The organism is Mesorhizobium sp. WSM4840 (genome assembly GCF_055811755.1).
In genome coordinates, this window is the sequence record NZ_JBVVQD010000001.1 from 490,585 (window position 1) to 517,273 (window position 26,689).

At 63.0% G+C, this 26,689-nt stretch carries 25 protein-coding genes; 8 read left to right on the plus strand and 17 right to left on the minus strand.

What is annotated here, in order from left to right; all coding sequences use genetic code 11:
* Positions 1-83: 83 nt before the first annotated feature.
* Both AC0L3I_RS02550 and rplS read right to left on the minus strand, forming a co-directional pair.
* On the minus strand, positions 84-881 hold the full coding sequence (locus AC0L3I_RS02550; RefSeq protein ID WP_029349350.1) for a transporter substrate-binding domain-containing protein: 798 nt from the start codon (positions 879-881) through the stop codon (positions 84-86).
* Between the two features lie 263 nt (positions 882-1,144).
* Entirely contained in the window at positions 1,145-1,684 is a 540-nt protein-coding gene (gene rplS, locus AC0L3I_RS02555) for a 50S ribosomal protein L19 (RefSeq protein ID WP_473525860.1), read from the minus strand.
* A 334-nt stretch (positions 1,685-2,018) separates the two neighbouring features.
* Here rplS and AC0L3I_RS02560 point away from each other — a divergent pair, with 334 nt between their 5' ends.
* A complete protein-coding gene (locus tag AC0L3I_RS02560; protein ID WP_473525861.1) occupies positions 2,019-2,771 on the plus strand; it encodes a sulfite exporter TauE/SafE family protein in 753 nt (250 codons plus the stop codon).
* On the opposite strand, the gene trmD is transcribed toward AC0L3I_RS02560, so the two are convergent.
* Positions 2,753-3,451, minus strand: coding sequence for a tRNA (guanosine(37)-N1)-methyltransferase TrmD (trmD, locus tag AC0L3I_RS02565; RefSeq protein WP_473525862.1), 699 nt, complete (start codon positions 3,449-3,451; stop codon positions 2,753-2,755). The two genes, AC0L3I_RS02560 and trmD, sit on opposite strands and share 19 nt — an antisense overlap.
* Positions 3,448-4,047 carry a ribosome maturation factor RimM gene (rimM, locus tag AC0L3I_RS02570; protein WP_473525863.1) on the minus strand — a complete coding sequence of 200 codons (600 nt, stop codon included), beginning with the start codon at positions 4,045-4,047 and terminating at the stop codon, positions 3,448-3,450. The genes trmD and rimM overlap by 4 nt, the downstream gene beginning before the upstream one ends.
* Before the next feature lie 132 nt (positions 4,048-4,179).
* On the opposite strand from rimM, the gene AC0L3I_RS02575 reads away from it, so the two are divergent.
* Both AC0L3I_RS02575 and AC0L3I_RS02580 read left to right on the plus strand, forming a co-directional pair.
* Positions 4,180-5,118 carry a tyrosine recombinase XerC gene (locus tag AC0L3I_RS02575; RefSeq protein ID WP_473525864.1) on the plus strand — a complete coding sequence of 313 codons (939 nt, stop codon included), beginning with the start codon at positions 4,180-4,182 and terminating at the stop codon, positions 5,116-5,118.
* Between the two features lie 114 nt (positions 5,119-5,232).
* Positions 5,233-6,300: a TraB/GumN family protein gene (locus tag AC0L3I_RS02580; RefSeq protein WP_473525865.1), complete on the plus strand. Its 1,068-nt coding sequence runs from the start codon at positions 5,233-5,235 to the stop codon at positions 6,298-6,300.
* 693 nt (positions 6,301-6,993) lie between these two features.
* Here AC0L3I_RS02580 and lpdA read toward each other — a convergent pair.
* The 10 genes from lpdA to mdh all read right to left on the minus strand — a co-directional run bounded on the left by lpdA (position 6,994) and on the right by mdh (position 18,693).
* A complete protein-coding gene (gene lpdA, locus AC0L3I_RS02585; RefSeq protein ID WP_473525866.1) occupies positions 6,994-8,400 on the minus strand; it encodes a dihydrolipoyl dehydrogenase in 1,407 nt (468 codons plus the stop codon).
* A gap of 38 nt (positions 8,401-8,438) precedes the next feature.
* Positions 8,439-9,194, minus strand: a complete 756-nt coding sequence (locus AC0L3I_RS02590) for an SDR family oxidoreductase (protein ID WP_473525867.1) — start codon at positions 9,192-9,194, stop codon at positions 8,439-8,441.
* Entirely contained in the window at positions 9,191-9,709 is a 519-nt protein-coding gene (locus tag AC0L3I_RS02595; RefSeq protein ID WP_473525868.1) for a hypothetical protein, read from the minus strand. The genes AC0L3I_RS02590 and AC0L3I_RS02595 overlap by 4 nt, the downstream gene beginning before the upstream one ends.
* A 45-nt stretch (positions 9,710-9,754) precedes the next feature.
* Positions 9,755-11,056: a 2-oxoglutarate dehydrogenase complex dihydrolipoyllysine-residue succinyltransferase gene (odhB, locus tag AC0L3I_RS02600; RefSeq protein ID WP_473525869.1), complete on the minus strand. Its 1,302-nt coding sequence runs from the start codon at positions 11,054-11,056 to the stop codon at positions 9,755-9,757.
* A gap of 49 nt (positions 11,057-11,105) precedes the next feature.
* Entirely contained in the window at positions 11,106-14,090 is a 2,985-nt protein-coding gene (locus AC0L3I_RS02605; RefSeq protein WP_473525870.1) for a 2-oxoglutarate dehydrogenase E1 component, read from the minus strand.
* A gap of 36 nt (positions 14,091-14,126) precedes the next feature.
* A complete protein-coding gene (locus tag AC0L3I_RS02610) occupies positions 14,127-14,873 on the minus strand; it encodes a hypothetical protein (protein WP_473525871.1) in 747 nt (248 codons plus the stop codon).
* A 41-nt stretch (positions 14,874-14,914) separates the two neighbouring features.
* On the minus strand, positions 14,915-15,817 hold the full coding sequence (gene sucD, locus AC0L3I_RS02615; RefSeq protein WP_473525872.1) for a succinate--CoA ligase subunit alpha: 903 nt from the start codon (positions 15,815-15,817) through the stop codon (positions 14,915-14,917).
* A gap of 64 nt (positions 15,818-15,881) precedes the next feature.
* Positions 15,882-16,253, minus strand: a complete 372-nt coding sequence (locus AC0L3I_RS02620; RefSeq protein WP_473525873.1) for a cupin domain-containing protein — start codon at positions 16,251-16,253, stop codon at positions 15,882-15,884.
* A gap of 261 nt (positions 16,254-16,514) precedes the next feature.
* Positions 16,515-17,708, minus strand: coding sequence for an ADP-forming succinate--CoA ligase subunit beta (gene sucC, locus AC0L3I_RS02625; RefSeq protein ID WP_095495615.1), 1,194 nt, complete (start codon positions 17,706-17,708; stop codon positions 16,515-16,517).
* A gap of 16 nt (positions 17,709-17,724) precedes the next feature.
* On the minus strand, positions 17,725-18,693 hold the full coding sequence (gene mdh, locus AC0L3I_RS02630; RefSeq protein ID WP_123148793.1) for a malate dehydrogenase: 969 nt from the start codon (positions 18,691-18,693) through the stop codon (positions 17,725-17,727).
* A 218-nt stretch (positions 18,694-18,911) separates the two neighbouring features.
* On the opposite strand from mdh, the gene AC0L3I_RS02635 reads away from it, so the two are divergent.
* On the plus strand, positions 18,912-19,340 hold the full coding sequence (locus AC0L3I_RS02635) for a GNAT family N-acetyltransferase (protein WP_473525874.1): 429 nt from the start codon (positions 18,912-18,914) through the stop codon (positions 19,338-19,340).
* Between the two features lie 210 nt (positions 19,341-19,550).
* On the opposite strand, the gene zapE is transcribed toward AC0L3I_RS02635, so the two are convergent.
* Positions 19,551-20,747: a cell division protein ZapE gene (zapE, locus tag AC0L3I_RS02640; RefSeq protein ID WP_473525875.1), complete on the minus strand. Its 1,197-nt coding sequence runs from the start codon at positions 20,745-20,747 to the stop codon at positions 19,551-19,553.
* An 82-nt stretch (positions 20,748-20,829) separates the two neighbouring features.
* Positions 20,830-21,369 (minus strand): AprI/Inh family metalloprotease inhibitor, encoded by a 540-nt coding sequence (locus tag AC0L3I_RS02645; RefSeq protein ID WP_123148790.1) that lies wholly within the window; start codon positions 21,367-21,369, stop codon positions 20,830-20,832.
* 262 nt (positions 21,370-21,631) lie between these two features.
* Here AC0L3I_RS02645 and AC0L3I_RS02650 point away from each other — a divergent pair, with 262 nt between their 5' ends.
* Complete coding sequence (locus AC0L3I_RS02650; protein ID WP_473525876.1) at positions 21,632-22,672, plus strand: MBL fold metallo-hydrolase; 1,041 nt, start codon at positions 21,632-21,634, stop codon at positions 22,670-22,672.
* Here AC0L3I_RS02650 and AC0L3I_RS02655 read toward each other — a convergent pair.
* Positions 22,669-23,928 (minus strand): flavin-containing monooxygenase, encoded by a 1,260-nt coding sequence (locus AC0L3I_RS02655; protein WP_473525877.1) that lies wholly within the window; start codon positions 23,926-23,928, stop codon positions 22,669-22,671. The genes AC0L3I_RS02650 and AC0L3I_RS02655 overlap by 4 nt on opposite strands.
* Positions 23,929-24,126: 198 nt before the next feature.
* Here AC0L3I_RS02655 and AC0L3I_RS02660 point away from each other — a divergent pair, with 198 nt between their 5' ends.
* The 3 genes from AC0L3I_RS02660 (at position 24,127) to mtaB (ending at position 26,685) form a co-directional block, all read left to right on the plus strand.
* Positions 24,127-24,288, plus strand: a complete 162-nt coding sequence (locus AC0L3I_RS02660; RefSeq protein WP_473486015.1) for a DUF1328 domain-containing protein — start codon at positions 24,127-24,129, stop codon at positions 24,286-24,288.
* A gap of 175 nt (positions 24,289-24,463) precedes the next feature.
* A complete protein-coding gene (gene dapF, locus AC0L3I_RS02665; RefSeq protein WP_473525878.1) occupies positions 24,464-25,348 on the plus strand; it encodes a diaminopimelate epimerase in 885 nt (294 codons plus the stop codon).
* Positions 25,348-26,685, plus strand: coding sequence for a tRNA (N(6)-L-threonylcarbamoyladenosine(37)-C(2))-methylthiotransferase MtaB (gene mtaB / locus AC0L3I_RS02670; RefSeq protein WP_473525879.1), 1,338 nt, complete (start codon positions 25,348-25,350; stop codon positions 26,683-26,685). The genes dapF and mtaB overlap by 1 nt, the downstream gene beginning before the upstream one ends.
* Positions 26,686-26,689: the final 4 nt, after the last annotated feature.

The following is a 26,689-nucleotide window of genomic DNA, read 5'->3' on the forward strand; positions in this document are numbered from 1 at the left end:
GCAGGACAGAGGGGGGTGGGAAGAAACTCCGTCCGTGCGATATTCAGCGCACGGCCCTCACGCAGCAAGTGCGCCAAACCGGCTCACTGCCCCATCTTGTAGTCGAGGAACCATTTCTTGTTGAGCGCGTCGAGCGTGCCGTCGGCCTTCAGTGCGGCGATCGCTGCATTGACCGGTTTCACCAGATCCGAGCCTTTCGGGAAAATAAAGCCGAAATCCTCGGTGCCGAGCGGGCCGCCGATCAGCTTCAGCCCGCCATTGGACGCCTCGACATAGCCCTTGCCGGCAGTGCCGTCGGTCAGCACGACGTCGACGTCACCGGTCTTCAACGCCTGCACCGTCGCACCGAACGTCTCGAACAGTTTGATGCGCGGGTTCTGCTCATTGCCGTCGAGCACGCTGTAGACGGCGGTGTAGAAGGGGGTGGTGCCGGCCTGCGCGCCGATCAGCCCATCCTTGAAGGCGCCAAATGTCTTGGCGTCGGTGAAGCGCTTCTCATCGCCACGCACCAGCATGAACTGTTCCGAGCGCATGTAGGGGTCGGAGAAATCGACCTTCTGCTTGCGGTCGTCCTTGATGGTGATACCGGTCATGCCGATGTTGTACTGGTTGTCGGAAACCGCCTGGATCATCGCGTCCCAAGAGGTGTTCTGGTACTCGACCTGGAAATTGAGCCGCTTAGCGATCTCGTTCATCGCGTCATATTCCCAGCCGATCTGCTTGCCGGTCTTGGCGTCGATGAACTGCAATGGCGGATAGGCGTTCTCCGTCACCACCACCACCTTCTTGCCGCCGAGATCGGGAAGCGCCTGCGCCAGGGCGGCGACCGGCGCAAGTATCAGAGCCAACAGGCCGGCCAACAGCAGTTTCGATTTGGTCATGGTACACCCCGAGAATTTGAACGGCCTCGACATGGTCGAGGCTTGCAGGAAAATCCGGCGCCGACTTTAGCTTTCCGCAAGCGCCTTGCAAGCCGGCTCGATGCGCCGCTTTGCGCGAAAATGAATTCCCATGCTTTCACCAAACGATTACGGAACGATCCGTTTCGATTGCGGACCGACGCGCCCGGCAAAATCGAATCCATCCCGCGAAGCAAAAAAGGCGGCCGAAGCCGCCTTTCCGAAATATGGTTGTTGAAGACGCCTTACTCGGCGGGAGCGGTTTCCGCGGCCTTGGCGGCCTCGTCGGCGGCCTTCTTCTCGGCGGCGTCCTGCGCCGCCTTCTCGGCGGCCAGCGCCTGGGCGGCGGCAACCTTCTCGGCCTCGATGCGGGCCTTTTCGGCGTTCAGCAGATCACGCTCTTCGTCGTTGAGCTTGCGGGCGCGCACGCCGGTGTTTTCCGAAATACGGGCCGACTTGCCGCGACGATCGCGCAGGTAGTAAAGCTTGGCGCGGCGCACCTTGCCGCGGCGCACGATCTCGACGCCCTCGACCATCGGCGAAAAGACCGGGAATACGCGCTCCACGCCTTCGCCGTAGGAAATCTTGCGAACGGTGAAATTCTCCTGGAAGCCGGCGCCGGCGCGGGCGATGACGACGCCCTCATAAGCCTGGACGCGGGTGCGGGTGCCTTCGGTCACGCGGACCTGGACGCGCACGGTGTCGCCGGGCTGGAATTCGGGAAGCTTGCGCTTGGCTTCGATCTTGGCGGCCTGTTCGGCCTCGAGCTGACGGAGGATATCCATCTCTACAAATCCACTTCTTGTTCTTCCGACAGTCAGAGCGTCCGGCACTCGCCTTGCAGTTGCATTGACCGCTCGGCTATGCCCTTTGTTCGAGACCGTCTGGGTTCGAGAACATCGGGCAGGGGCGACTACACCGTCATTGTTGACGGGTCCGGCAGATTGTTCTTCCGGTTCGGCGCGCACATACAGCTATTTCGACGCTTTGTCACGCCTTCGCCGTGTCTTTTTTGGTAGTTGGCCGACATTGCAATCTTTCAGCGCAGGGGTTGCGTCGAAGGCCCAAGCTTTTTAAGCCGGGTAAAACGTGACTTTCCTCCGGCGGCAATATCCCTCCATGCCAGTTCTCGATGCGGCCCTGCTCTTTTTCGCGGGCTTTCTCTCAGGCGCCGTCAACGCCATAGCCGGCGGCGGGACGTTCATAACCTTCGGCGCCATGTCGCTGGTCGGCTTGCCGCCGATCGTCGCCAACGCCACCTCGTCGCTGACACAGTTTCCCGGCTACATCACCTCGACGCTCGCCTACTGGTCCGACATCAAGCATTTCTGGCGCACGGCATTGCTGCTCGGCCTTATCTCGGCTTTCGGTGCACTGACCGGTGCACTCATCCTTCTGGCGCTCGACAATCCGTCGTTCCGCGTCCTGGTGCCTTGGCTGCTGCTGGCGGCGACCGCGCTGTTCGCCGCCGGGCCGTGGCTGAAGCCGGCGCCCATGCCGGGACATGAGGCCGCGGTGGGTTCGCTGGTCGGTTCCCTGGCGCAATTCGCCACCGCCGTCTATGGCGGCTTCTTCGGCGCCGGCATGGGCGTCATGATGCTGGCGACGCTCGGCCTCACCCAGGCTGGCGACTATCACCGCCTGAACGCGCTGAAGAACATGTTGGCCGTGGTCATTGCGGCAGTAGCCATCCTGGTCTTCGTCTCCGGCGACGTCATCGCCTGGCCGCAGGCGATCGTCATGATACCGGGCGGCGCGCTGGGCGGCTATGCCGGCGTCTGGATCGCCAAGCGCGTGCCGCAAATTGCCGTGCGCGGCTTCGTCGTCGGGGTCGGCGTGTTCCTGGCCTTTTACTATTTCACCAGGGGGTGAGCAGCTAACAGGTCCGGCCGCCGCTCCTTCGTCAATTTTTCCGACTCGGCGCGCCGCCAGGCGGCGATCTTCCTGTGATTGCCCGAGGTGAGAACCTCGGGGATTTGCCGGCCCTCGAATTCCTGCGGCCGCGTGTAGTGCGGATGTTCGAGCAGGCCGTTTTCAAAACTCTCTTCATCGCCCGACACCGCGTTGCCCATCACGCCGGGCAACAGCCGCACCACGGCGTCGAGCAGCACGAGCGCCGCCGGCTCGCCACCGGACAGGATGAAGTCACCGACCGAGACCTCCTCCAGTCCCCGCGCCTCGATAACCCGCTGGTCGACGCCCTCGAAGCGGCCGCAGACGATCACCGCGCCAGGCCCGGCGGCCAGTTCGCGCACGCGGGCCTGCGTCAGCGGCTTGCCGCGCGGGCTCATCAGCAGGCGCGGGCGCGGATCACCCGCGGGCGAGGCGCGGTCGATGGCGCTGGCCAGAACATCGGCGCGCATCACCATCCCGGCGCCGCCGCCGGCCGGCGTGTCGTCGACGGTGCGATGGCGATCACTGGCGAAATCGCGGATCTGGATTGCTTCCAGCGACCACGTGCCGGCCTCCAGCGCCCGGCCGGCCAGCGACAGGCCGAGCACGCCGGGAAACATCTCGGGATAGAGCGTCAGCACCGAGGCGGAAAAACTCACCGGTTGCCCCCGGCGTCCTTCGGCCCGCGCGGCCTGCCCTTCGGGTCGAAACCATCGCTGCCGGGAGCATCGCCGTCTTCGTCATCGATCAAGCCCGCCGCCGCCGGATCGATGCGGAGGAAGCCCTCTTTGATCGACACGTCAGGCACGGCAGCCTGCGTGAACGGAATCAGCACGCCTTTGCGCTCGCCAAGCGTCACGTCGAGAATGTCGCCGCCGCCGAAATTATGCACGGCAACGACCTTGCCGATGTCAGCACCGGTATCGTCCCGGACTGCCAGCCCGACGAGATCGGCATGATAGAATTCGTCCTCTTCGCCGTCGTCCGGCAACATCGAGCGATCGACGAACAGTTCCGTGCCGGCAAGCGCCTCGGCGGCGTTGCGGTCGCTGATGCCCTTGAAGCGCACCACCACGACGTTATTGGCCGGCCTGATGTCGACGATCTGGAAGGCGCGGCCGTCCCTGGCATAGAGCGGCCCGTAGTCGGCCAGCGCCAGCGGATCGCCGGTGAAGGTTTTCACGCGCAATTCGCCCTTGATGCCGTGGGCGGCGCCGATCACGGCCATCTGGACAGGGTTTTGCGGTTTGGTCATCGGTGGAAAAATCCTTTGGCCTTGCTCTAGCTCCACCCTCTTGTCATTTCAATGACGCGGCTCTTCACAGCTTCCTAACCCGGCTGCCGGAAGATGGCCCAGAATGGAAGAGCGGCATATCGGAAGAGCGCAATGCAGGAATTCCTTATCCCGGCCAAGCCAGACCTTCTGGCGGCCCGCGAAAGCTGGCTGAAGATGCTGGCGCGCGAACGCCGGCTGTCGCCGGAAACCGTGGAAGCCTACGAGCGCGACACGCGCCAGTTCCTGCACTTCCTGACAAGCCATTGCGGCGGTTCGCCCGGCATTTCGGATATCGCCGATCTGCGCCCTGCCGATCTGCGCGGCTTTCTCGCCGCCCGCCGCGCCGGGGGCGCCGGCGCCCGCACGCTCGGACGCGGGCTCGCCGGCATCCGCTCACTGCTGCGTTTTCTGGAGCGGCGCGGCCTCGTCAATGCGGCGGGTGCTGCGGCACTGCGCGCGCCACGGCAGCCGAAGTCGCTGCCCAAGCCGCTGACGGCAAGCGATGCGAAACACGTCGTTTCGGTGGAAGGCCAGCTGGCCGAGGAGCAGTGGATCGCTGCCCGCAACGCGGCCGTGCTGACGTTGCTTTACGGCTCAGGTCTGCGCATTTCCGAGGCGCTCGGCCTGTCCGGCGCCGATCTGTCGGCCGCCGGCGATAAGGTGCTGCGCGTCACCGGCAAGGGCGGCAAGACGCGGCTGGTGCCGGTGCTGCCGGTGGCGCTGCGGGCGATCGCCGAATATCGCCGGCTCTGCCCCTATCATCTCGATCCGAAGGGCCTGCTGTTTCGCGGCGCCCGCGGCGGCCCGCTCAACCCGGCCATCGTCCAGCGCGACATGGCCAAGCTGCGCTCGGCGCTCAATCTGCCCGACACCGCCACGCCGCACGCCTTGCGCCATTCCTTCGCCACGCATCTGCTTGGACGCGGCGGCGACCTGCGCACCATCCAGGAATTGTTGGGCCACGCCAGCCTGTCGACGACGCAGATCTATACCGGCGTCGACACCGCGAGGCTGCTCGAAGTCTATGAAGCGGCCCATCCGCGGGCGTAACCGACGCATGATTTCGCAACGTTGCAGCCAGGATATGAGCCGTGGAACAATGTCCGAGACAATTTTGCTGCGCCAGTTAACCGTTTCGCCGTTGTTTGTCTCTAAAAAGCGGCCATGAAACGCGTCATTATCATCGCCGACCGCACGGCCCTTGCGTCGTTGAAGCTGCTCGTGGCGCTCAACGTCCTGTTTTTTCTCTCTTTCCTCATCATCGCGCTGCTTGCCGCCGGCAAGGCGCGCGCCGAAACCCCGGTCTGCGCCGGCGCCGACATGCTGTCGGCCTTGCAGAAGGACGATCCCGCCACCTACCGCAAGATCGAGACGGAAGCGGCCGCAACACTGAACGGCAAGGGCTTGTTGTGGAAACTGGAAAAGGCGGGCGAAAGGCCGTCCTTCCTGTTCGGCACCATGCACATGACCGACCCGCGCGTGACTACGCTGCCGCCCGCCGCGCAAAAGGCGTTTGACGCCGCCGACACTGTCGTCATCGAGACCACGGAGGTGCTCGATCAGCAGAAGATGATGGCGGCGTTCCTGAACGAGCCGGAGCTGATGATGTTCACCGACAGCACCACGCTGTCCTCGCTGCTGTCGCCGGACGATGCGGCGGCGGTGAACAAGGCGCTCGACGCGCGCGGCATCCCGCCGGCCAGCGTCGCCAAGATGAAACCGTGGATGCTGTCGACCATGGTCGCGCTCCCGGCCTGTGAACTGGCCCGCCAGGCCGGCGGCGCGCCGGTGCTCGACATCAAGCTCGCGCAGGACGCCAAGGCCTCAGGCAAGGCCGTCGATGGCTTGGAGACCGTCGCCGACCAGCTTCGCGCCATGGCCTCGCTGCCGCTCGCTTTTCACATGAAGGGCCTCGTCGACACATTGAAGCTCGGCAACAGGGTGAACGACGTCAACGAAACCATGATCGTGCTTTACCAGCGCGGCGACATCGGCATGCTCTGGCCGCTGTTTCGTGCCGTCCTTCCCGGCGGCGAAGACGATTCGGCGGGCTATGCCGCCTTCGAGGAAACCATGATCACCCGCCGCAACAAGGTGATGATCGATCATGCCGGGCCGATCCTCGCCAAGGGCAACGCCTTCATGGCGGTCGGCGCCTTGCACCTTCCGGGCGCGGAAGGTCTGGTCGAGGATTTCCGCAAGGCCGGCTACACCGTCACTGCAGTCGACTGAGTTGCACGGTTGAGTTGCAGACCCGGCAAGACGTGATTCGGGGCGATGCCTTTCCCGAATCACGGAAGGCTTGTCTGAGTACAGGAAGGTCGAAAGGTTTGTTTTGGCTCGATCGCTGCGAATTTTGCGAGTAAAGTGCGTGCGGACAAACGATTCCCGGCGAAGATTGCCCTGTTTTCGGCGTTTTCTATCCCTAGCGTGAAACCTGTTCGACGATTGCGCGTTGATGTGTGTTGATTGATACTTTTCATCCCACGGAGGACACTTTATGGCGAATCCAAACGACCCGTACACTACCCCGACACCCCCTCCCAGGTCGGGTGGCGGCAGCACCGGCTGGCTGATTGCCCTGGTTGTCGTTATTCTGGCTATTGTCGCTTATTATGTTTTTGGAAGAAGCGGTGAGGCGCCAGCGCCCGCTGAACCGCCGGCCGCAACCACGCCGGCCCCGGCGCCAGCGCCCGCTGAACCGACGCCTGCTCCGGCAGAGCCTGCGCCAGCTCCGGCACCCGCAGAGCCTGCTCCGGCGCCTGCCCCAGCACCTGCTCCGGCGCCTGCAGAGCCAGCGCCTGCTCCGGCGCCCGCACCAGCCCCGCAGTGATCGGCTGCTGACTCCAAATATGAACGGCCCGCTGAAAAGCGGGCCGTTTTGCTTTGAGCCGTCAGATGGCTGCCGGAGTAGCTTGGGAAGGCCTACATGTGGATCGGCTTGAAGAAGGTCGCTAGTGCCGCTTCCTTCACCGCTTCCGACATCGTCGGATGGGCGTGGCAGGTGCGGGCAAGATCTTCCGACGAGCCGCCGAACTCCATCAGCACCGCCGCCTCGTGGATCATCTCGCCGGCGCCGAAACCGACGATGTGGACGCCGAGCACGCGATCGCTCTGCTTGTCCGCCAGGATTTTCACGAAGCCGTCTGTATGCAGCATGGCGCGCGCCCGGCCATTGGCGGTGAACGGAAACTTGCCGGCCTTGTAGTCGATGCCTGCCGCCTTCAGCTCTTCCTCGGTCTTGCCGACCGAGGCGATTTCCGGACTGGTGTAGACGACGTTCGGAATTACCTCGTAATTCACATGGCCGGCCTGGCCGGCGATGATCTCGGCCACCGCCACCCCCTCGTCCTCGGCCTTGTGGGCAAGCATCGGTCCGGCGATGACGTCGCCGATGGCGTAGATGCCGGGGATATTGGTGTTGAGATGGCCGTCGGTCTTGACCCGGCCACGCTCGTCGACCTCGACCCCGGCCTCCTTCAGCCCGAGACTGTCCGAATAGGCCCGGCGTCCCGTCGCTATCAGCACCGCATCCGCCTCGATCGTCTCGGCCGCGCCGCCCTTGACCGGCTCGAAGGTTACGGTGGCGCCCTTCTTGGCCTTGGCGACACCGGTCACCTTGGCGCCGAGCCTGAATTCTATGCCTTGCTTGGACAGCATGCGCTGGAACTGTTTGGCGACCTCGCCGTCCATGCCGCCGAGAATGGTGTCGAGGAACTCAACGACGGTCACCTTGGCGCCGAGCCGCGCCCATACCGAGCCGAGCTCCAGCCCGATGACGCCGCCGCCGACCACCACCAGATGGCCCGGCACCTTGTCCAGCGACAGCGCGCCGGTCGAGGACATGATCACTTTCTCGTCAAAGTCGACCTTGACCCCCGGGATGCCCGTGACGTCGGAGCCAGTGGCGATGACGATGTTCCTGGTCTCGATCTCCTCAACCTTGCCGCCCTCGCCGGTCACCGACACTTTTCCGGCGGACAGGACCTTGCCGGTGCCGCGAAAGCTGTCGATCTTGTTCTTCTTGAACAGGAAGGCGACGCCGTTGACGTTGGACGCCACCGTCGCGTCCTTGTGCGCCATCATCTTTTCCAGGTTGAGCTTGGGCGCGCCGATTTCGACGCCCAACGTGTCGAAGGAATGACCAGCCTCGGCGAATATCTCGGACGCATGCAGCAGCGCCTTGGACGGGATGCAGCCGATATTGAGGCAGGTGCCGCCGAAGGTCGGGTTCTTCTCGACCACCGCCGTCTTCAGGCCGAGCTGTGCCGCCTTGACGGCGCAGACATAGCCGCCTGGTCCCGATCCGATGATAACGACGTCATAAGCCATGATTTGTCCTTCTGGTCTGCACTCAGCCTTGGCTGGGATTAGCGGCCGCCGCCCACTTCCAAATTCGCGCCTGTCGTATAGGACGCCCCATCCGACAGGAGCCAGAGAATTGCCGCGGCGACCTCTTCGGTGGTCCCCGCCCTTTGCATCGGCACGCCGTGACGCATCCTCTCGACGCGATCCGGCTGTCCGCCGGAGGCATGAATTTCGGTATCGACAATCCCTGGGCTTACTGCGTTGACGCGAATGCCTTCGCCGGCCACCTCGCGCGCCAGGCCGATCGTGAAGGAATCGATCGCGCCCTTCGAGGCAGCGTAGTCGACATATTCGCCTGGCCCGCCAATTCTCGCTGCAATCGAGGAGACATTCACGATGGCGCCGCCCTTGCCGCCATGGCTGGTCGACATGCGCTTCACCGCTTCGCGGGCACAGAGCATGGAGCCAATGACGTTGATGCGCATCATGCGCTCCAGCCTTGCTCCGCTCATTTCGTCGACACGCGCCCTTATGTCGACGACGCCAGCATTGTTGACGAGCGCGTCGAGCGGCCCGAAGGCATGATCGATCCTCTCGAACATCGCCTGAATATCGGCCTCGCTGCCGACGTCGCCCTTGATGGCCAGCGCTTCGCCGCCATCCTGCTCGATCGCCTCGACAAGTGCCGCAGCGGCGGCCTCGTTCGAGGCATAGTTGATCGCGACGCGGTATCCAGCCTTGGCGGCAAGCCTGGATGTGGCAGCGCCGATGCCGCGGCTGCCGCCGGTCACCAGCAGCACTTTTTTGGCCGCGCTCATTCCTGACAGCCCTTCAATGAGAAAACATCCCACGGCACCTTCGAAAACCCGTTGGCGCCATAGGCGGCCGACATCTGCAGCGACGGCCCGAGGTCGGGAAAGATCAGGGTCTTCGGCGCTTCGACGCCTTCGGCCGGCAGCAGAGCGATGTTGCCCTTATCGTCAGCACTGTAGACGACGCCCTCCCACAGCGTGCAGGCGGCGAGCTCGTCGCCGGTGACGTCGCCTGTCGGGCATTTGTACATCAGCGAACCATGCGGCCGCGCCACGCCTTCCGTCCACATGACGATGCCGTCGAGTACGACGCCATTATCGAGCACCATCTTGAACGTGTTGGTGACCACAGCCGACCCGCCGGTCGGCCTGAAATCGATCTCTGCCGCACCTTCGGCATCGCCATAGACGGCGAGCTCGAGCGGGCAGGCGGCAAAGGCTGCCGATCCCGTCTGCGCAACGCCCGCCGCGAGCACAGCTGCGAAAAACACCCTGGACCGGAAATGCGCGGAACTGGTCATTATTCGGTGGCGCAGATCCATTCCCCGGCTCAACTCGACCGGCCCCTAGAGGTCGAGCACCAGCCGCTCCGGATCCTCCAGGCTTTCCTTGACCCGGACCAGGAAGGTCACCGCTTCCTTGCCGTCGACGATGCGGTGATCGTAGGAGAGCGCCAGGTACATCATCGGCCGGATGACGATCTGGCCGCCGACCACCACCGGCCGCTCCTGGATCTTGTGCATGCCCAGAATGCCCGACTGCGGCGCGTTCAGAATCGGCGTCGACATCAGCGACCCGTAAACGCCACCATTCGAGATGGTGAACGTGCCGCCCTGCATGTCGGCGACCGACAGCTTGCCGTCTCGCGCGGCGATGCCCAGCCTGCCGATATCCTTCTCGATCTCGGCGATCGACATCTGGTCGGCGTCGCGCACCACCGGCACGACGAGGCCTTTTTCGGTGCCGACGGCGACGCCGATATGGGCGTAGTTCTTGAAGATGATGTCAGTGCCGTCGATCTCGGCATTGACCGAAGGGATTTCCTTCAGCGCATGGGTGACGGCCTTGGTGAAGAAGCCCATGAAGCCCAGCTTCACGCCGTGCTTCTTCTCGAACACATCCTTGTATTTGGTCCTGAGCGCCATCACCGCGCTCATGTCCACCTCGTTGAAGGTGGTCAGCATGGCGGCGGTCGACTGCGCTTCCTTGAGGCGGCGCGCGATGGTCTGCCGCAGCTTGGTCATGCGCACGCGCTCTTCGCGCGACGCGTCATCGGCCGAGGACGGCGCACGGGCGGCGACCGGTGCAGGCGCCTTCGGCGTTTCGGCCGGTTGCGATGGCGCGCCCCTGGCGATCGCATCGAGCACGTCGCCCTTCAGCACCTGGCCGCGCTTGCCGGAACCCGAGACCTGGTCGACCGCGAGATTACTCTCGGCCAGCAGCTTCGCCGCCGCCGGCGCCGGCGGCATCGTGCGCGCCTCGATCGGCCCGGCATCGCCGGCGATCTTGGCGGTCTCGGCCGCGGCTTGCTTGACACTGGATGCGGCGGTCGGCGCCGAGGCCTGCGATACCGCGTCCTGCTTTGGTTCGGGAGTTGACGCCTTCGCGGGTGCTGCCGCTTTTGCCCCGTCGCCCGCCGAAATCATGCCGAGCAAAGCGCCGACCTCGACCGTCTCGCCCTCCTTGACCGCGATCTCGCTGAGCGTTCCTGCGGACGCGGCCGGCACTTCCACCGTTACTTTGTCGGTCTCGAGCTCGACCAGCGGTTCGTCGGTGGCGATCGCGTCGCCCACCTTCTTGAACCATTTGCCGATGGTCGCCTCGGTGACGGATTCGCCAAGAGTGGGGACGCGGATTTCGGTAGCCATTGTGCCTGTCCGTTTTCTGTCTGTTCTGTTCTATTCGCCCAGCTTTGTTCTATTCACCGAGCGCGTCTTCGAGCAAGGCGGCAAGCTGGGCGAGATGCTTCGACATCAATCCGGTCGCCGGCGACGCCGCGGCCGGCCGGCCGGTATAGCGCACCCGCTGATGCTTCGCGTCGATATGCGCCAGCACCCATTCCAGATACGGATCGATGAACGACCAGGCGCCCATATTCTTGGGCTCCTCCTGGCACCACACCATCTCGGCGTTGCGGAAGCGTGACAGTTCGGTGATCAGCGCCTTGGCCGGGAACGGATAGAGCTGTTCGACGCGCAGCAGATAGATGTCGTTGATGCCGCGCTTCTCGCGCTCCTCGTAGAGGTCGTAATAGACCTTGCCCGCGCAGAGCACGACACGGCGGATCTTCGAATCCTTGGTGAGCTTGATCGCCTGGCCGGGGAGCTGCTGGGCATCGTCCCACAACAGCCGGTGGAACGCGCTTTCGCCCGACATCTCCGGCAGCGTCGACACCGCCCGCTTGTGGCGCAGCAGCGACTTCGGCGTCATCAGGATCAGCGGCTTGCGGAAATCCCGCTTCAACTGCCGCCGCAGGATGTGGAAGTAGTTGGCCGGCGTCGTGCAGTAGGCCACTTGCATGTTGTCTTCGGCGCAAAGCTGCAGGAATCGCTCGAGCCTGGCCGACGAATGCTCCGGCCCCTGGCCTTCATAGCCATGCGGCAGCAGGCAGACGAGGCCCGACATTCTGAGCCACTTGCGCTCGCCCGACGAGATGAACTGGTCGAACACCACTTGGGCGCCGTTGGCGAAATCGCCGAACTGCGCTTCCCAAAGCGTCAACGCCTTCGGCTCGGCCAGGCTGTAGCCGTATTCGAAGCCGAGCACGGCCTCTTCCGACAGCATCGAGTTGATGACCTCGAAACCGGCCTGCGCCGCCGACAGATTGTTGAGCGGAATGTAGCGTGTCTCGTCGCGCTGGTCGTAGAGCACGGAGTGGCGTTGCGAGAACGTGCCGCGCTCCGAATCCTGTCCGGACAGCCGGACCGGGTTGCCGTCGAGCAGGATGGCGCCGAAGGCCAGCGCCTCGGCCGTAGACCAGTCGATGCCTTCGCCCGACTCGATCGCCTGGCGGCGATTCTCGAGAAAGCGCAGGATCGTCTTGTGGGCCTCGAAATCCTTCGGCACCTCGGCCAGCTTCTTGCCGATTTCCTTCAGCGTCTTGACCGGCACGGCGGTCTTGCCGCGCCGCTGTTCGTCCAGGTTGTCGGCCGTGCGCAGGCCCGACCAGGCGCCATCCAGCCAGTCGGCCTTATTGGGCTTGTAATGCTGGCCGACCTCAAATTCCTGCTCGAGATGTGTCCGCCAGTCAGCCTTGAGCTTGTCGAATTCGGCTTGGGTGAGGTGGCCTTCGGCGATCAGCCGGTCGGCATAGATCTGCACCGTCGTCTTGTGGCGACGGATGTTGCTGTACATGATCGGCTGGGTGAAGGCCGGCTCGTCGCCCTCATTGTGGCCGAAGCGACGGTAGCAGAACATGTCGACCACGACAGGCTTGTGGAACTTCATGCGGAATTCGATCGCCACCTTGGTGGCGTGGACCACGGCTTCCGGATCGTCGCCATTGACGTGGAAGATCGGCGCCTCGATCATCTTGGCCACATCCGACGGATAGGGCGACGAGCGCGAGAAGCGCGGATTGGTGGTGAAGCCGATCTGGTTGTTGATGATGAAATGCAGCGTGCCGGCGACGCGGTGGCCGCGCAGGCCCGACAAGCCGAGGATTTCGGCAATCACACCCTGGCCGGCAAAGGCGGCGTCGCCGTGCAGAAGCAGCGGCAGCACCTTGGCGCGTTCTTCCAGCGGCACGATCTCCTCGCGGCTGCGGCCGAACAGAGAGTCCTGCTTGGCGCGCGCCTTGCCCATCACCACCGGATCGACGATTTCCAGATGCGAGGGATTGGCGGTCAGCGACAGGTGCACCTTGTTGCCGTCGAACTCGCGGTCCGACGAAGCACCGAGATGGTACTTCACGTCGCCCGAGCCCTCGACCTCGTCGGGTGCGGCCGAGCCGCCCTTGAACTCGTGGAAGATGGCGCGGTGCGGCTTGGCCATCACCTGGGAGAGCACGTTCAGCCGGCCGCGATGCGCCATGCCAAGCACGATCTCCTTCATGCCGAGCTGGCCGCCGCGCTTGACGATCTGCTCCAGCGCCGGGATCAGCGCCTCTGCGCCGTCGAGGCCGAAGCGCTTGGTGCCCTTGTACTTGACGTCGATGAACTGCTCGAAACCTTCGGCCTCGACCAGCTTCTGCAGGATCGCCTTCTTGCCGGTGGCGGTGAAGGAGATCTCCTTGTCGGTGCCCTCGATGCGCGCCTGGATCCAGGCCTTCTCCTCCGGATCGGAAATATGCATGAACTCGACGCCGAGCGTCGAGCAATAGGTGCGGGTCAATATATCGAGCATCTGCCGGATGGTGCCGAATTCGAGGCCGAGCACATTGTCGAGGAAGATCGGGCGATCGTAATCGGCGGCGGTGAAGCCGTAATTTTCCGGCGACAGCTCGTTGTAATCATCGAGCTTGGCGATGCCGAGCGGATCGAGATTGGCGTGCAAATGGCCACGCATGCGGTAGGCGCGGATCATCATGATGGCGCGCACGGAATCACGCGTCGCCTGATGCACGTCGGCGTCGGAAAGGGCGACGCCGTTCATCACCGCCTTGTGCTGGACCTTCTTCTCGATGTGCTTCTCGACGATGCCCCAATTGCCGTCGAGCGCCGACACCAATTCGCCATTGGCCTGCAAGGGCCACGAGGGCTTGGCCCATGAGGCGCCCTTGGCATTCTTGCGGACATCGCCGGCGTCGTCCTTCAGCGCCGCGAAGAAGTCCTGCCATTCGGGGTCGACCGAAGAGGGATCGTCCTCATAGGCGGCGTAGAGCGCATCGATGTAATCCGCATTGCCGCCATAGAGGAAAGAGGTAAGCGAAAACTGGTCGTTGGTTTGATCTTGTCGTGCCATTTTGCCTAGCGGAGTGCTACTCCGTTCTCCCTATCCCTAATGCGCTACCACGCGGCTAAGCCGCCACATGCCAAAAGGGTTCGTATACAGATTGTGTTCCCCGTCTGGCTGCTGCGTCTCCACACTCAAACGATATCGCGCTGCGCCTGCTTCCAGTCCAAACGTCTGACCGGCCAAAAGCTCGGGGCTTTCGTAAAGTTGATACATATTGAAGCCGCGAAGCAGCTTGACGGCAGACTGAAATTCGTCACCTGAAACGATAGAATCCCAAAGCCCCAAATTACGCATGCCGCAGCTGTAGGTCGTCGTGCCATCCGAGACAGAATCCAGAACCATCAATCCATAGATCTCAACAAAATCACCGCTTGTCCGTTCAAGCCATTGATCCGCTGAGAATGCCTTGCCGGCCGTTTCGACCTTCACGCCAAGACCGCCGGCCCTGATCAGATGGGCTGCCGCTTTTGCGACGGAAATCGACGTTTCCTTCGTTTGTGGGCATGTGGAAAGCAGGTAGACGACGCTCCTATGCGAGGCGATTTTATCGATGACATCCTTACCAAGCTCGTTGACGAGGCCAGCGCTAGCGAAGGCTCTCGTCATGTCCTCGTCGCGGTCGCAGAAATCAAACTCGAACGCAGCTTTGCTCGGGCCGTGCATCACGATCATCCCCGCAGCCACATAGTCAGCTGAAGGCATCGACGCCTCTGCAACGGCGCGCACGAAGGCCGACCTGCCTTCCCAAGGGCCGGGTATGCATAGGATGATGCGCTTCTCGTCTTCCATGTCCTGCTCATCGGCATTCGAAAGCTCGACTGCTCACGTTCTTAACCCTTGATCGCTTCGACCAGGGTCGTGCCCAGCCGTGCTGGCGACGGCGATACCTTGATCCCGGCCGATTCCATCGCCGCGATCTTGTCTTCCGCGCCGCCCTTGCCGCCGGAAATCACCGCGCCTGCGTGGCCCATGGTGCGGCCGGCCGGGGCCGTGCGCCCGGCGATAAAACCGGCCATTGGCTTCTTGCGGCCACGCTTGGCTTCGTCCTTGAGGAACTGCGCGGCGTCTTCCTCGGCCGAGCCGCCGATCTCGCCGATCATGATGATCGATTGGGTCTCGTCGTCGGCGAGGAACATCTCCAGCACGTCGATGAACTCCGTGCCTTTGACGGGATCGCCACCGATGCCGACGGCGGTGGTCTGGCCGAGGCCGACATTGGTGGTCTGGAACACTGCCTCATAGGTAAGCGTTCCCGAGCGCGAAACAACGCCGACCGAGCCCTTGCGGAAGATGTTGCCAGGCATGATGCCGATCTTGCATTCGTTGGGGGTCAAGACGCCGGGGCAGTTGGGGCCGATGAGCCGCGATGTCGAGCGGTCGAGCCTCGCCTTGACCTTGATCATGTCGATCACCGGGATGCCCTCGGTGATGCAGATGATCAGCGGGATCTCGGCTTCGATCGCTTCCAGGATCGCCTCCGCGGCGCCCGCCGGCGGCACATAGACAACGGAAGCATTGGCACCGGTCTGCGCCTTGCCTTCGGCGACGGTAGAAAAGATCGGCAGCGTCTCGCCCTTGGCGCCGGTCCAGGTTTCGCGACCCTTCTTCGGGTGGATGCCGCCGACCATTTTTGTCCCGTGATAGGCCAGCGCCTGCTCTGTATGGAACGTGCCGGTTTTGCCGGTCAGGCCCTGCACGAGGACCTTGGTGTTCTTGTCGACGAGAATGGACATGGTGGTCCTTTTTACAAACCGTTGATCGAGGAAGGCTGCGCGGTCATCGTCAGAGCCGCCATAGTCAGAGTCGCTTGAGATCGGCGACGGTGAGGTCACTTTTGGCGTTGCCGGTGTTGAGCGTCGTCGCCGGCTCGAACATCAGCACCACCGGCTGTTCGCTGAGCGAGCGCGGCCGGTGCTCGATGGCCCGCGGCACGACGATGAACTCGCCGCTGCCAAGCTCCACCGTGCCGTCGCGGAAATCGATGGCGATACGGCCGCGCAGCACCAGGAACGCTTCATCCTCATTGTCATGCGCGTGCCAGTCGAAGACATCGCCGAACTTGGCGATCTTGACCTGGGCATCGTTGACGTCGCCGGCGATATGCGGATCGAAGACCTTCTTGATCTTCGCATCCGCCGCCTCGACGAGGTTTATCTTATGCGGAGGCATCGTCTATCGACCTCTAACTCGCTCTGTTCTCACCGGACAATCCCAAACAATGTTAGAAAGCCCATCAAGAGGAAGATGATGCTCCCGCCAAGAAGCAACCCAAGGTCAAGAGACCTTGGAAGAGGAAAATATAAAGAGGCGAAGCGGCGCATCTTTTCCGACATTTTTCTCCGAACGGGAAAAGCGCACAGTCCGCCGATACCAATGGCAATCATCACCATTGACCATATGGGATGAACCGACTGCGCGTTTTCCAAATGCTCAGCCCTTCACCGCCGCCACGATTTTCTTGGCGGCGTCGTCGAGGTCGTCGGCCGAGACGACGTTGAGCCCGCTGTCGTTGATGATCTTCTTGCCGAGCTCGGCATTGGTGCCTTCGAGCCGCACCACCAGCGGAACCTGCAGGCCGACTTCCTTGACCGCCGCAATCACGCCCTCGGCGATGATGTCGCACTTCATGATGCCGCCAAAGATGTTGATCAGGATGCCTTTGACCGCCGGATCCTTGGTGATGATCTTGAACGCCGCCGTCACCTTCTCCTTCGACGCACCGCCGCCGACATCGAGGAAGTTGGCGGGTTCGGCGCCATAGAGCTTGATGATGTCCATCGTCGCCATGGCGAGGCCGGCGCCGTTGACCATGCAGCCGATATTGCCGTCGAGCGCGACATAGGCGAGGTCGTGTTTCGACGCCTCGATCTCCTTCTCGTCCTCTTCGGTGATGTCGCGCAACTCCATCACGTCGGGATGGCGAAACAGCGCGTTGTTGTCGAACGACACTTTTGCGTCGAGCACGCGCAGCCGGCCGTTCTTCATGACGATCAGCGGGTTGACCTCGAGCAGGCTCATGTCCTTCTCCAGAAAGGCTTTGTAGAGGATCGGGAACAGCGTCTCGCCGTCCTTGGCGGCGTCGCCGTCAAGCTTCAGCGCGCCGTTGAGTTCTTTCAAATCAGCCGCCGTCACACCCTTTTCCGGGTCGATGGCGACGGTGATGATCTTTTCCGGTGTGTCATGGGCGACCGCCTCGATGTCCATGCCGCCCTCGGTCGAAACGACGAAGGCGATGCGGCCGACCGAGCGGTCGACCAGCAGCGACAGATAGAGCTCGCGCTCGATGTCGGCGCCGTCCTCGATATAGAGGCGGTTGACCTGCTTGCCCGCCGGGCCGGTCTGCTTGGTGACCAGAGTGTGGCCAAGCATTTCCTTGGCGTTGGCGACCACTTCGGCCACCGACTTCGCCAGCCTGACGCCGCCCTTGGCGTCGGGGCCGAGCTCCCTAAACTTGCCCTTGCCGCGGCCGCCGGCATGGATCTGGCTCTTCACCACATAGAGCGGGCCGGGCAGCGCCTTGGCGGCCGCTTCCGCCTCGCTTGCCTCGAACACCGGCACGCCTTCGGCCACCGGTGCGCCAAAGCCCTTCAGCAGCGCCTTGCCCTGATATTCATGGATGTTCATGCTAGATATCTCCGGGTCACTTGGCGGCGAGTTGCGGAGCGATCTTGACGCAGGCCTCGCACAGGCCCTGCACCGCCGCCACCGAATTATCGAACATCTTCTGCTCGGCCTTGCCGAGCTCGATCTCGATGACGCGCTCGACGCCGCCGGCGCCGATCACCACCGGCACGCCGACATAGGTGTTCTTGACACCATACTGGCCGGAGAGATGCGCAGCACAGGGCAGCACGCGCTTCTTGTCTTTGAGATAGGCTTCGGCCATGGCGATCGCCGAGGCGGCCGGTGCGTAGAAGGCCGAGCCGGTCTTGAGCAGGCCGACGATCTCGGCGCCGCCGTCTCGGGTGCGCTGCACGATCTGGTCGAGCTTTTCCTTCGAGGTCCAGCCCATCTTGATGAGGTCGGGCAGCGGGATGCCGGCGACCGTCGAATAGCGGATCATCGGCACCATGGAATCGCCATGGCCGCCGAGCACGAAGGCGGTGACATCCTCGACCGACACCTTGAACTCCTCGGCCAGGAAGTAGCGGAAGCGCGAACTGTCCAGCACGCCGGCCATGCCGACGACATGGCTCTTCGGCAGTCCGGAGAACTTCTGCAGCGCCCAGACCATGGCGTCGAGCGGGTTGGTGATGCAGATGACGAAGGCTTTCGGCGCGTATTTCTTGAGACCCGCGCCAACCTGCTCCATAACCTTCAGATTGATGCCGAGAAGGTCGTCGCGGCTCATGCCGGGCTTACGCGGCACGCCGGCGGTGACGATGCAGACGTCGGCGCCCTCGATGCCGGCATAATCGTTGACGCCGACCAGCCTGGAGTCGAAGCCATCGACCGGCGACGACTGCGCGATATCCAGCCCCTTGCCTTGCGGGATGCCCTCGGCGATATCGAACAGCACAACGTCGCCGAGATCCTTGAGGCCGATCATGTGGGCGAGCGTGCCGCCGATCATGCCCGAGCCGATGAGCGCTATCTTGTTGCGTGCCATGTGAGGATGTTGTCCCTTTAGACTGTGACGGCGCCATGACGGCGTCGAAGAAGCGGGCCGGAATGCTGCGGGGAAGCCGCGAATTTTCGCCGCCCCCAATAGCCCCAGCGCGGAAGAAATTCAAACGATTATTTTGGAGTGAATAATTTCAATCGGTTAGAAACAACGGGAATTACGTAAGCGTCAAAAGAATTGAGCTGACTTGGGAAAGTTACGCAATGAAGATGGAAATAAGAAGGCTGTTTCCCGGCGATGACGCCCTTGTGATGCGGATCGCCGAAGATGTGTTCGATGAACCGGTCACGCCGGATCGGCTCGCCGCCTATCTCGCCTCATCAGGTCATTTCATGATTGTGGCATTGGCCGATGGCATAGTCGTCGGCCAATGCGCGGCCGTCATCCACCGCCACCCGGACAAGGTGAGCGAACTCTACATCGACGAAGTCGGCGTGGCGCCGGCCTTCCAGCGCCAGGGCATAGCGACGAACATGCTCGACGCCATGTTTGAGCTCGGCCGGGAGCATGGCTGCGAGGAGGCGTGGGTCGGCACCGAGCCGCACAATGTCGCGGCGCGCGCACTTTATGAGGCGCGGAATGAGCCGCACGGGCCGGCGGAGGCGTTCGTGATGTATGTGTATCGACTATAGGCGCCGGCGGGACAGCGCCCCCCTCTGTCCTGCCGGACATCTCCCCCCATGGGGGGAGATCAGCAGCTTCGACGCTCCGCTCACGCCTGCGACGTTGGAGATTGGCGAGCGAAAGATGACGGCCAATCTCCCCTCTTGTGGCTCTTGTGGGGGAGATGTCCGGCAGGACAGAGGGGGGCGCGAAGGATCGCGACCTTCCGGAGACTATCTTCAGGCCCGAGCCTGCTGCGCTTCGGTCAGCGTCGCCTTCTGCCTCTCCACCCAGTCCTCAAGCCATTCATGGCTCTGCATCTCGATCAGCCGTGACGCTGTGCGCTCGAACTCGAACACCTCGGCGCCGCGCTTGGCCGTGTACAGCTGCGGTGGCGGTGCAGCGGCGCTCATTACCAGCCGCACATGATGGTCGTATAGAGTGTCGATCAGCAGGATGAAGCGCTTGGCCTCGTTGCGCATGCCTTCGCCGAGCACCGGCACATGATCGATGAAGACGGTCGAAAAGCGGCCGGCAATCGCCAGGAAATCGCGGGCGCCGAGCGGTTTTTCGCACAGATCCCCAAAGGAAAACCGCGCCGCTTCGCCGGCGGCACGCGGCACCACGACCTGCCGGCCCTTTACCGTCAGCGTAGCCTCGGCCGCCGGCCTGTCATGCGTCATCACGTCCCAGGCCTCGTCGAGAACAGCATCGGCGGCGGCATCGGCGGGGATGACATAGACCGGCAGGCGGCTGAGCTTGTCCAGCCGATAGTCCTTGTCGGCGTCCAGCGCCAGCACCTGCGCATGCCGCTCCAGGATGCCGATGAAGGGCAGGAAAAGCTTGCGGTTCAAGCCGTCGCGGTAGAGATCCTGCGGCGCGACATTGGACGTGGCGACCAGCACGACGCCGTTGGCAAACAGCGCCGAGAACAGCCGGGACAGGATCATCGCATCGGCGATGTCGGTGACGGAAAACTCGTCGAAACAAAGTACCCAGGCTTCCTCGGCCAGCGTGCGGGCCACCGGCGCGATCGGGTCGTCTTCCCTGACGGTGCCCTCTTTGCGCGCCTGCCGGTGCTTCTGGATACGGTCTTGCACATCGGCCATGAAGTCGTTGAAATGCACACGGCGCTTGCGCCTGACCGGCACCAGCTCGAAGAACATGTCCATCAGCATGGTCTTGCCGCGGCCGACGCCGCCATGGATGTAGAGGCCCTTGACGGGCTCGCGCGTCTCGCGCTTACGGGCGAACAGCCAGCCCAGCGCGCTCGATTTGTGCGCCAGCCGCTTTGCCGAGATCTCATCGATCAGCCGGTCGAGTGCCGCGACGATCCGCTCCTGCGCCGGATCGCGGTCAACCAGGCCTGACACAACCAGATGGTCGTAGCGCTGCCGGACGGTCGCATGGGTCTGAAGGCCGTCACGCAGATGCATCGGTCACGTCGTTCTAGAGCAATTCCAAGAAAAGTATGTCTCGGTTTTCCGTCGGACTTGCGTAAAAATAAATGGGGGCGGGTCAGCCTCTTGTAAGCGAGATCGGCAGGCCGTTGGAAGTTTGGCCGTCGAATTTCTCTCCGCCCGAGGAATAGAGCCGTGCCAGCGTGCCGCCATTCTCGTCGTACAGCGTCAACTGCTTGCCGGCGACGTTCCAGGACTTAATGCCGTTGATCGGCGCCGGGCAATGCAGCGGCCCGGCCCGGTAGCCGGCGCCGAATTTGGTCTGTGGCGTCGCCACCTGGCAGCTCTGGCCGGAGACGCTGGCCTTCCACACGCCGGCGACGCTGGAGGCGGTAAGATCCGCAGCCCCGGCCGGAGCCGTCCCGTCCGGTGGCAGCGAAGCCACCTCGGAACCTTGCGGCGCCGTTGGAAATTTCGACGGGTCGGCAGTGCCGGGCGCCGCCGGCGGCGGCAGCTGATTTGCGGTCACCGTGCCGGAGGGCGCGGCCTCAAGCGGCGACGGCTGCTGGTCCATCGACGAGAATCGTGACGTTGAACAGCCGCTCGCAACGAGCGCGGCAAGCGATACGGCCAGCAGACCGGTTTTCGAAAAATTCATTTCAAACCTCCGTCGGATCCGGCTCGGGCTGCCGTCCGCACAATCTCCCATCACCAAGATGGAGAAGGTGGCGAAATTTCAACCCGATATGGTTAAAATACTTTTTGCGGCAGCGTCTGTTGCAATTTTACCACAAAATACATGCAGCCTAAAAGCCTGCCCTGTAGGTCTGACAGAGGCGCGCAGCTGTTTTGCTGGACAGGCGTGCTCCTGGCATTCGGCCGCCAAATGCTTGCGCCAGCCGGGTCCGGTCCTATCTCTGATGAAACGGAACCCTGCCGGAGGCGAAACCTTGGCTGCGAGAAAAAGAGCCGCCAATCGCTATTACAGCGGCCCGCCGAGCGATCATTTCGACGGCACCTTGTTCTTCAATCCCAACGGCAAGCTGCCTGCCCGCTTTTCCGATCTTTTGAAGTGGCAGTTGGGTGGCGAACGCTCGAAATGGCCGGCGGCGAATCCAAGTCCGTTTCATCAGGCGACACCGGCCAAACGGATCGACGGCTCCGAACTGAGGCTGACCATGGTCGGCCATTCCTCGCTGTTCATCCAGACAGCCGGCCTGAACATTCTCACCGACCCGGTCTGGTCGCGGCGCGTCTCGCCGCTCTCCTTTGCCGGGCCGAAACGGGTCAATCCGCCGGGCATCGCCTTTTCCAACCTGCCGCCGATCGACCTCGTATTGGTCAGCCACAACCACTACGACCATCTCGACCTCGCCACGCTGAAGCGGCTGAAGACGAAGCACGACCCGCTGGTGCTGACGCCGCTCGGCAACGACGCCATCATCGACGATGGCGTTCCCGGCATGCGGCTTTCCGCGCATGACTGGGGCGAGCGGGTCGATATCGGCAAGGACGTCGCCGTCCATGTCGAGCCGGTGCACCACTGGTCGGCGCGCGGCACCCGCGACCGGCGCATGGCGCTGTGGGCGGGTTTTGTGGTCGAGACGCCAGGCGGAAAGGTCTATTTCGCCGGCGACACCGGTTTCCACGACGGCATCAACTACCGGCTAATGGCCGAAAGGCACGCCGGCTTCCGCCTCGCCATCCTGCCGATCGGCGCCTACGAGCCGCGCTGGTTCATGGCGCCTCACCACCAGAACCCGGAGGAGGCGGTGCAAGGCATGCTTTTGTGCAACGCCGCCTATGCCGCCGGCTGCCATTGGGGCACGTTCCGGCTTACCAACGAGCCGATCGACGAGCCAGCCAGAAAGCTGGGCGAGGCCCTCGACGATCAAGATGTCCCGCAAGAACGCTTTCGCGCCTTGCGTCCCGGCGAGGTCTGGGACGTGCCGGCGGTCTAGACAGTCGACCGGCTTCGCCGCGCAGGGAATCCCAAGGCTTCCATGTGCCTGGCTATATAGGCGGCGTCGCGACCTACGTACGAGAGAAGGCCGGAGCCAAAGGTGTGCATCCAATGGAGGCCAAGAAAATACAAGCCAGGAAACGCTGTCACGCCACGCTGTTGAACGGGTGCGCCGCGCGCATCGAAAATTGGCAAATCCATCCAGTTGTAGTCGAAGAGATATCCCGTTCCCCAGACAACCGAGCTGACGTTCTCGCCGGCAATATCGACTGACCGGGCATCGCCGATTTCCGCCAGGATTGGAGTTAGTGAATGTTCATCGCTGTCGCGAATGTGGTCTGAGACTTCACGTTTGTCTGCCAACGTCTCCGCAGCGGAAACAAAATCGTCATAAGACTTGTCGGCTTCAGCCAAAATCTGGCAGGCATCGTCGGCAATCGACAGTTTTCCATCGGCGCATCCGAGCACACGTCCCAGCACCGTTCCGCCGTCGCGGGCGAAGCGGCGGACGTTCATATCGTAGCCACCGTTGACGCCGGTTACGACCGTCGAGGGGGGATACCGCCGCTCCGGGAAACTGTCGATGGTGATCTCGAAACGTCCCATTTTGTCGAACCACCACAAAACATCCTTGCCGCGATAGCGCCGAGGCACCCGACGATGGGGGCTGACCGAAAGATAGACCTTGCGCCCGGATTGCTGGAGTTCATCGGCTATCTGGCTTCCAGATGCGCCGCTGCCCACCACAAGCACCGCTCCGGGGGGAAGCTCGTCGGGGCCGCGGTACTTCGAAGCGTGAACCTGATAAACGGATCGAGGCAAATTCCTGGCGGCAGCCGGAACCATCGAACGCTGGAACGGGCCCGTCGCCACAATGACATGGCGGGCTGTCATGCTGCCGGCGTTTGTGTCCAATGCATAATCGCCGGCATCCCTCTGCCAGAGCCTCGTGACTTCGACACCCTGGCGAACCGGAGCTGCAATTTTTGCTGCATAGTCCTCGATGAATTGCGAGATTGCGGTGTGATGGGCAAACCCTTCCGGCTCAGGGGCCTGATAAGAAAGCCCAGGAAGCTCAATCGACTGGTTGATGAATTGAAATCGAAGCGAATCCCAACGCTCCGTCCGCCAGCGTTCGGCAATACGAGCGCGTTCCAACACCACATGCTTTCGTTCATGCTGCTGAAGATAGTAGCTCATGGCGAGCCCCGCCTGGCCGCTACCGATGATGATCGTATCGCAACGTTCAGCCATTGATTAAAGACTTATCGAGCCGTCAAAACCCAACCATACGAGTGCCGACTTTCTTATCGTCGGCGAGGCGGCCATGCCCGCTACCATGTTGCCAGCTTTCGGTCGCTGGCCCTAGCAGAATCCAAGGAATTGGAACCCAAGCCATCGCAGACGCGTTTGTAGGACAGTTCCACAACCGCCGGCTGCGAGGTTTTTCTCATGATCAAATGGATCATGATTCTTCTGATCATCGCGGCCGCGGCGAGCCTGCTCGGCATGCCGGCGCTGGCCGGGGCCGCTGCTACTGGCGCCCGTATCCTCATCGGCATCGTGCTGATTATCTTCCTGCTGGTCATGCTCGGCGTCTTCGCGGTGGCGTAGACGCATCGGCCCGAAAATCGGAATCGATTTTCGGAAAGCACGATGCGCGGGTTCAAAGTGTCAGAGCGTACTTTGTGCGTCCAAGTGGACGCACGTCCCTCTGACGTCCGCACACTGGTAATTTCGGCCGGTATCCGCCATATAGGCGCCAAACCGGCATGAGACCTTTCGATCCATGGCAAGTACTGCCCCCTTCGCCAAGATGAACGGCATCGGCAACGAGATCATCGTTGCCGACATGCGCGGTCGCGCCGATCGGGTGACGCCGGCTGCCGCCCTTGCGCTCAATGCCGATGCGGCGACGAAATTCGATCAGATCATGGCGATCTACGACGCCAGGACGCCGGGCACCGCCTTTTTCATCGACATCCTGAATTCCGACGGAACCGGCGCGCAGGCCTGCGGCAACGGCATGCGCTGCGTGGTGCAGGCACTTGCCGCCGAGACCGGCCAGAAGACATTCGCCTTCGAGACCGTCGCCGGCATCCTCAACGCCGAAGAACATGCCGACGGGCTGATCTCGGTCGACATGGGCAAGCCGCGTTTTGGCTGGCAAGATATTCCGCTGGCCGAGGAATTCCGCGATACCCGCATGATCGAGCTGCAGATCGGCCCGATCGACGCGCCTGTGCTGCACTCGCCCTCGGTCGTGTCGATGGGCAATCCGCACGCTATCTTCTGGGTCGACCGCGACGTCTGGTCCTATGAGATCGACCGCTTCGGCCCGCTGCTCGAAAATCACCCGATCTTCCCCGAACGCGCCAACATCACCATCGCACGGGTGACCTCGCCCGAGACGATGGTCATCCGCACCTGGGAGCGCGGCGCCGGCCTGACCAAGGCCTGCGGTACGGCGGCTTGTGCCGCCGTGGTCGCTGCCGCGCGCACCAGGCGAACCGGACGCAGCGTCTCCTTGGTGACGCCCGGCGGCGGCTCCTTGCATGTCGAATGGCGCGGCGACGACCACGTCATCCTCACCGGCGCCGCCGAATGGGAATTTTCCGGCAGCTTCGATCCGTCGACCGGGGTGTGGGCCCGCGACACCGAAAGCGCCGCCTGATGGCTCCTCTTGCCAAGAAGGGTCCCGCTCTTTCCAGGGGCCCCACTCTTCCCAAAGGTGTTGACGTCGTCACCTTCGGCTGCCGGCTGAACACCTACGAATCCGAGGTGATGCGGCGAGAAGCGGAAAGCGCCGGCCTTGGCGCGCTTGAAGGCGGCGCCATCATCTTCAACACCTGCGCCGTCACCGGCGAGGCGGTGCGCCAGGCAAAACAGTCGATCCGCAAGGCCCGCCGCGAGAACCCGGCCGCCCGCATCATCGTCACCGGCTGCGCCGCGCAGACCGAGCCGCAGAGTTTCGTCGCCATGGACGAGGTCGATCTCGTCCTCGGCAATGAAGAGAAGCTGAAGGCGCATTCCTATCGCGCGCTGCCGGATTTCGGCGTCAACGATACCGAGAAGGCTCGCGTCAACGATATCTTTTCGGTACGCGAGACAGCCGGCCACATGGTCGACGCCATCGAGGGCCGGGCGCGGGCTTTTGTCCAGGTGCAGAACGGCTGCGACCACCGCTGCACCTTCTGCATCATCCCCTATGGCCGCGGCAATTCGCGCTCGGTGCCGATGGGCGCCGTGGTCGAGCAGGTCAAGAGGCTGAGCGGCAATGGTTATGCCGAGATCGTGCTGACCGGCGTCGACATGACCAGTTTCGGCGCCGACCTGCCTGGAAGCCCGAAACTCGGCAAATTGGTCAAGACAATCCTGAAGCAGGTGCCTGGCGTAAAACGCCTGCGCCTCTCCTCGATCGATTCGATCGAGGCCGACGACGATTTGCTCGACGCCATCGCCACCGAGCCCAGGCTGATGCCGCATCTGCATTTGTCGCTGCAGGCGGGTGACGACATGATCCTGAAGCGGATGAAGCGCCGGCACAACCGGGATCAGTCGATCCGCTTTTGCGAGGATTTGCGCAAACTGCGTCCCGGCATCGTCTTCGGCGCCGACATCATCGCCGGTTTTCCGACCGAGACGGACGCGATGTTCGAAAAATCGCTGGAGATCGTCGAGGAATGCGGGCTGACGCATCTCCACGTTTTTCCGTTCTCGCCACGCGAAGGCACGCCCGCCGCGCGCATGCCGCAGCTTCGCCGCGAGGTGGTCAAGCAGCGCGCGGCACGGCTGCGCGCCGCCGGCGACGCCGCTTACCGCGGCCACCTTTCCTCGCTCACCGGAACGCGCCAGTCGATCCTGGTCGAGCGCGATGGGCTCGGCCGCACCGAAGGCTTCACGCTTGCCGCGATCTCTGCCGGCGCGCCGGGCGAAATCGTTGAGGCTGATATCGTCGGCCATGACGGTATCAGACTGATCGCGGCGCCGCTTGCCGCCCGCGCCGCCTGAGACG

What these genes read in the sequence shown, in the direction of transcription:
- AC0L3I_RS02550 (WP_029349350.1), bottom strand. Translation starts at nt 881, where the DNA reads ATGACCAAATCGAAACTGCTGTTGGCCGGCCTGTTGGCTCTGATACTT.
- rplS (WP_473525860.1), bottom strand. Translation starts at nt 1,684, where the DNA reads ATGGATATCCTCCGTCAGCTCGAGGCCGAACAGGCCGCCAAGATCGAA.
- AC0L3I_RS02560 (WP_473525861.1), top strand. Translation starts at nt 2,019, where the DNA reads ATGCCAGTTCTCGATGCGGCCCTGCTCTTTTTCGCGGGCTTTCTCTCA.
- rimM (WP_473525863.1), bottom strand. Translation starts at nt 4,047, where the DNA reads ATGACCAAACCGCAAAACCCTGTCCAGATGGCCGTGATCGGCGCCGCC.
- AC0L3I_RS02575 (WP_473525864.1), top strand. Translation starts at nt 4,180, where the DNA reads ATGCAGGAATTCCTTATCCCGGCCAAGCCAGACCTTCTGGCGGCCCGC.
- AC0L3I_RS02580 (WP_473525865.1), top strand. Translation starts at nt 5,233, where the DNA reads ATGAAACGCGTCATTATCATCGCCGACCGCACGGCCCTTGCGTCGTTG.
- lpdA (WP_473525866.1), bottom strand. Translation starts at nt 8,400, where the DNA reads ATGGCTTATGACGTCGTTATCATCGGATCGGGACCAGGCGGCTATGTC.
- AC0L3I_RS02590 (WP_473525867.1), bottom strand. Translation starts at nt 9,194, where the DNA reads ATGAGCGCGGCCAAAAAAGTGCTGCTGGTGACCGGCGGCAGCCGCGGC.
- AC0L3I_RS02595 (WP_473525868.1), bottom strand. Translation starts at nt 9,709, where the DNA reads ATGACCAGTTCCGCGCATTTCCGGTCCAGGGTGTTTTTCGCAGCTGTG.
- odhB (WP_473525869.1), bottom strand. Translation starts at nt 11,056, where the DNA reads ATGGCTACCGAAATCCGCGTCCCCACTCTTGGCGAATCCGTCACCGAG.
- AC0L3I_RS02605 (WP_473525870.1), bottom strand. Translation starts at nt 14,090, where the DNA reads ATGGCACGACAAGATCAAACCAACGACCAGTTTTCGCTTACCTCTTTC.
- AC0L3I_RS02610 (WP_473525871.1), bottom strand. Translation starts at nt 14,873, where the DNA reads ATGGAAGACGAGAAGCGCATCATCCTATGCATACCCGGCCCTTGGGAA.
- sucD (WP_473525872.1), bottom strand. Translation starts at nt 15,817, where the DNA reads ATGTCCATTCTCGTCGACAAGAACACCAAGGTCCTCGTGCAGGGCCTG.
- AC0L3I_RS02620 (WP_473525873.1), bottom strand. Translation starts at nt 16,253, where the DNA reads ATGCCTCCGCATAAGATAAACCTCGTCGAGGCGGCGGATGCGAAGATC.
- sucC (WP_095495615.1), bottom strand. Translation starts at nt 17,708, where the DNA reads ATGAACATCCATGAATATCAGGGCAAGGCGCTGCTGAAGGGCTTTGGC.
- mdh (WP_123148793.1), bottom strand. Translation starts at nt 18,693, where the DNA reads ATGGCACGCAACAAGATAGCGCTCATCGGCTCGGGCATGATCGGCGGC.
- AC0L3I_RS02635 (WP_473525874.1), top strand. Translation starts at nt 18,912, where the DNA reads ATGAAGATGGAAATAAGAAGGCTGTTTCCCGGCGATGACGCCCTTGTG.
- zapE (WP_473525875.1), bottom strand. Translation starts at nt 20,747, where the DNA reads ATGCATCTGCGTGACGGCCTTCAGACCCATGCGACCGTCCGGCAGCGC.
- AC0L3I_RS02645 (WP_123148790.1), bottom strand. Translation starts at nt 21,369, where the DNA reads ATGAATTTTTCGAAAACCGGTCTGCTGGCCGTATCGCTTGCCGCGCTC.
- AC0L3I_RS02650 (WP_473525876.1), top strand. Translation starts at nt 21,632, where the DNA reads ATGAAACGGAACCCTGCCGGAGGCGAAACCTTGGCTGCGAGAAAAAGA.
- AC0L3I_RS02655 (WP_473525877.1), bottom strand. Translation starts at nt 23,928, where the DNA reads ATGGCTGAACGTTGCGATACGATCATCATCGGTAGCGGCCAGGCGGGG.
- AC0L3I_RS02660 (WP_473486015.1), top strand. Translation starts at nt 24,127, where the DNA reads ATGATCAAATGGATCATGATTCTTCTGATCATCGCGGCCGCGGCGAGC.
- dapF (WP_473525878.1), top strand. Translation starts at nt 24,464, where the DNA reads ATGGCAAGTACTGCCCCCTTCGCCAAGATGAACGGCATCGGCAACGAG.
- mtaB (WP_473525879.1), top strand. Translation starts at nt 25,348, where the DNA reads ATGGCTCCTCTTGCCAAGAAGGGTCCCGCTCTTTCCAGGGGCCCCACT.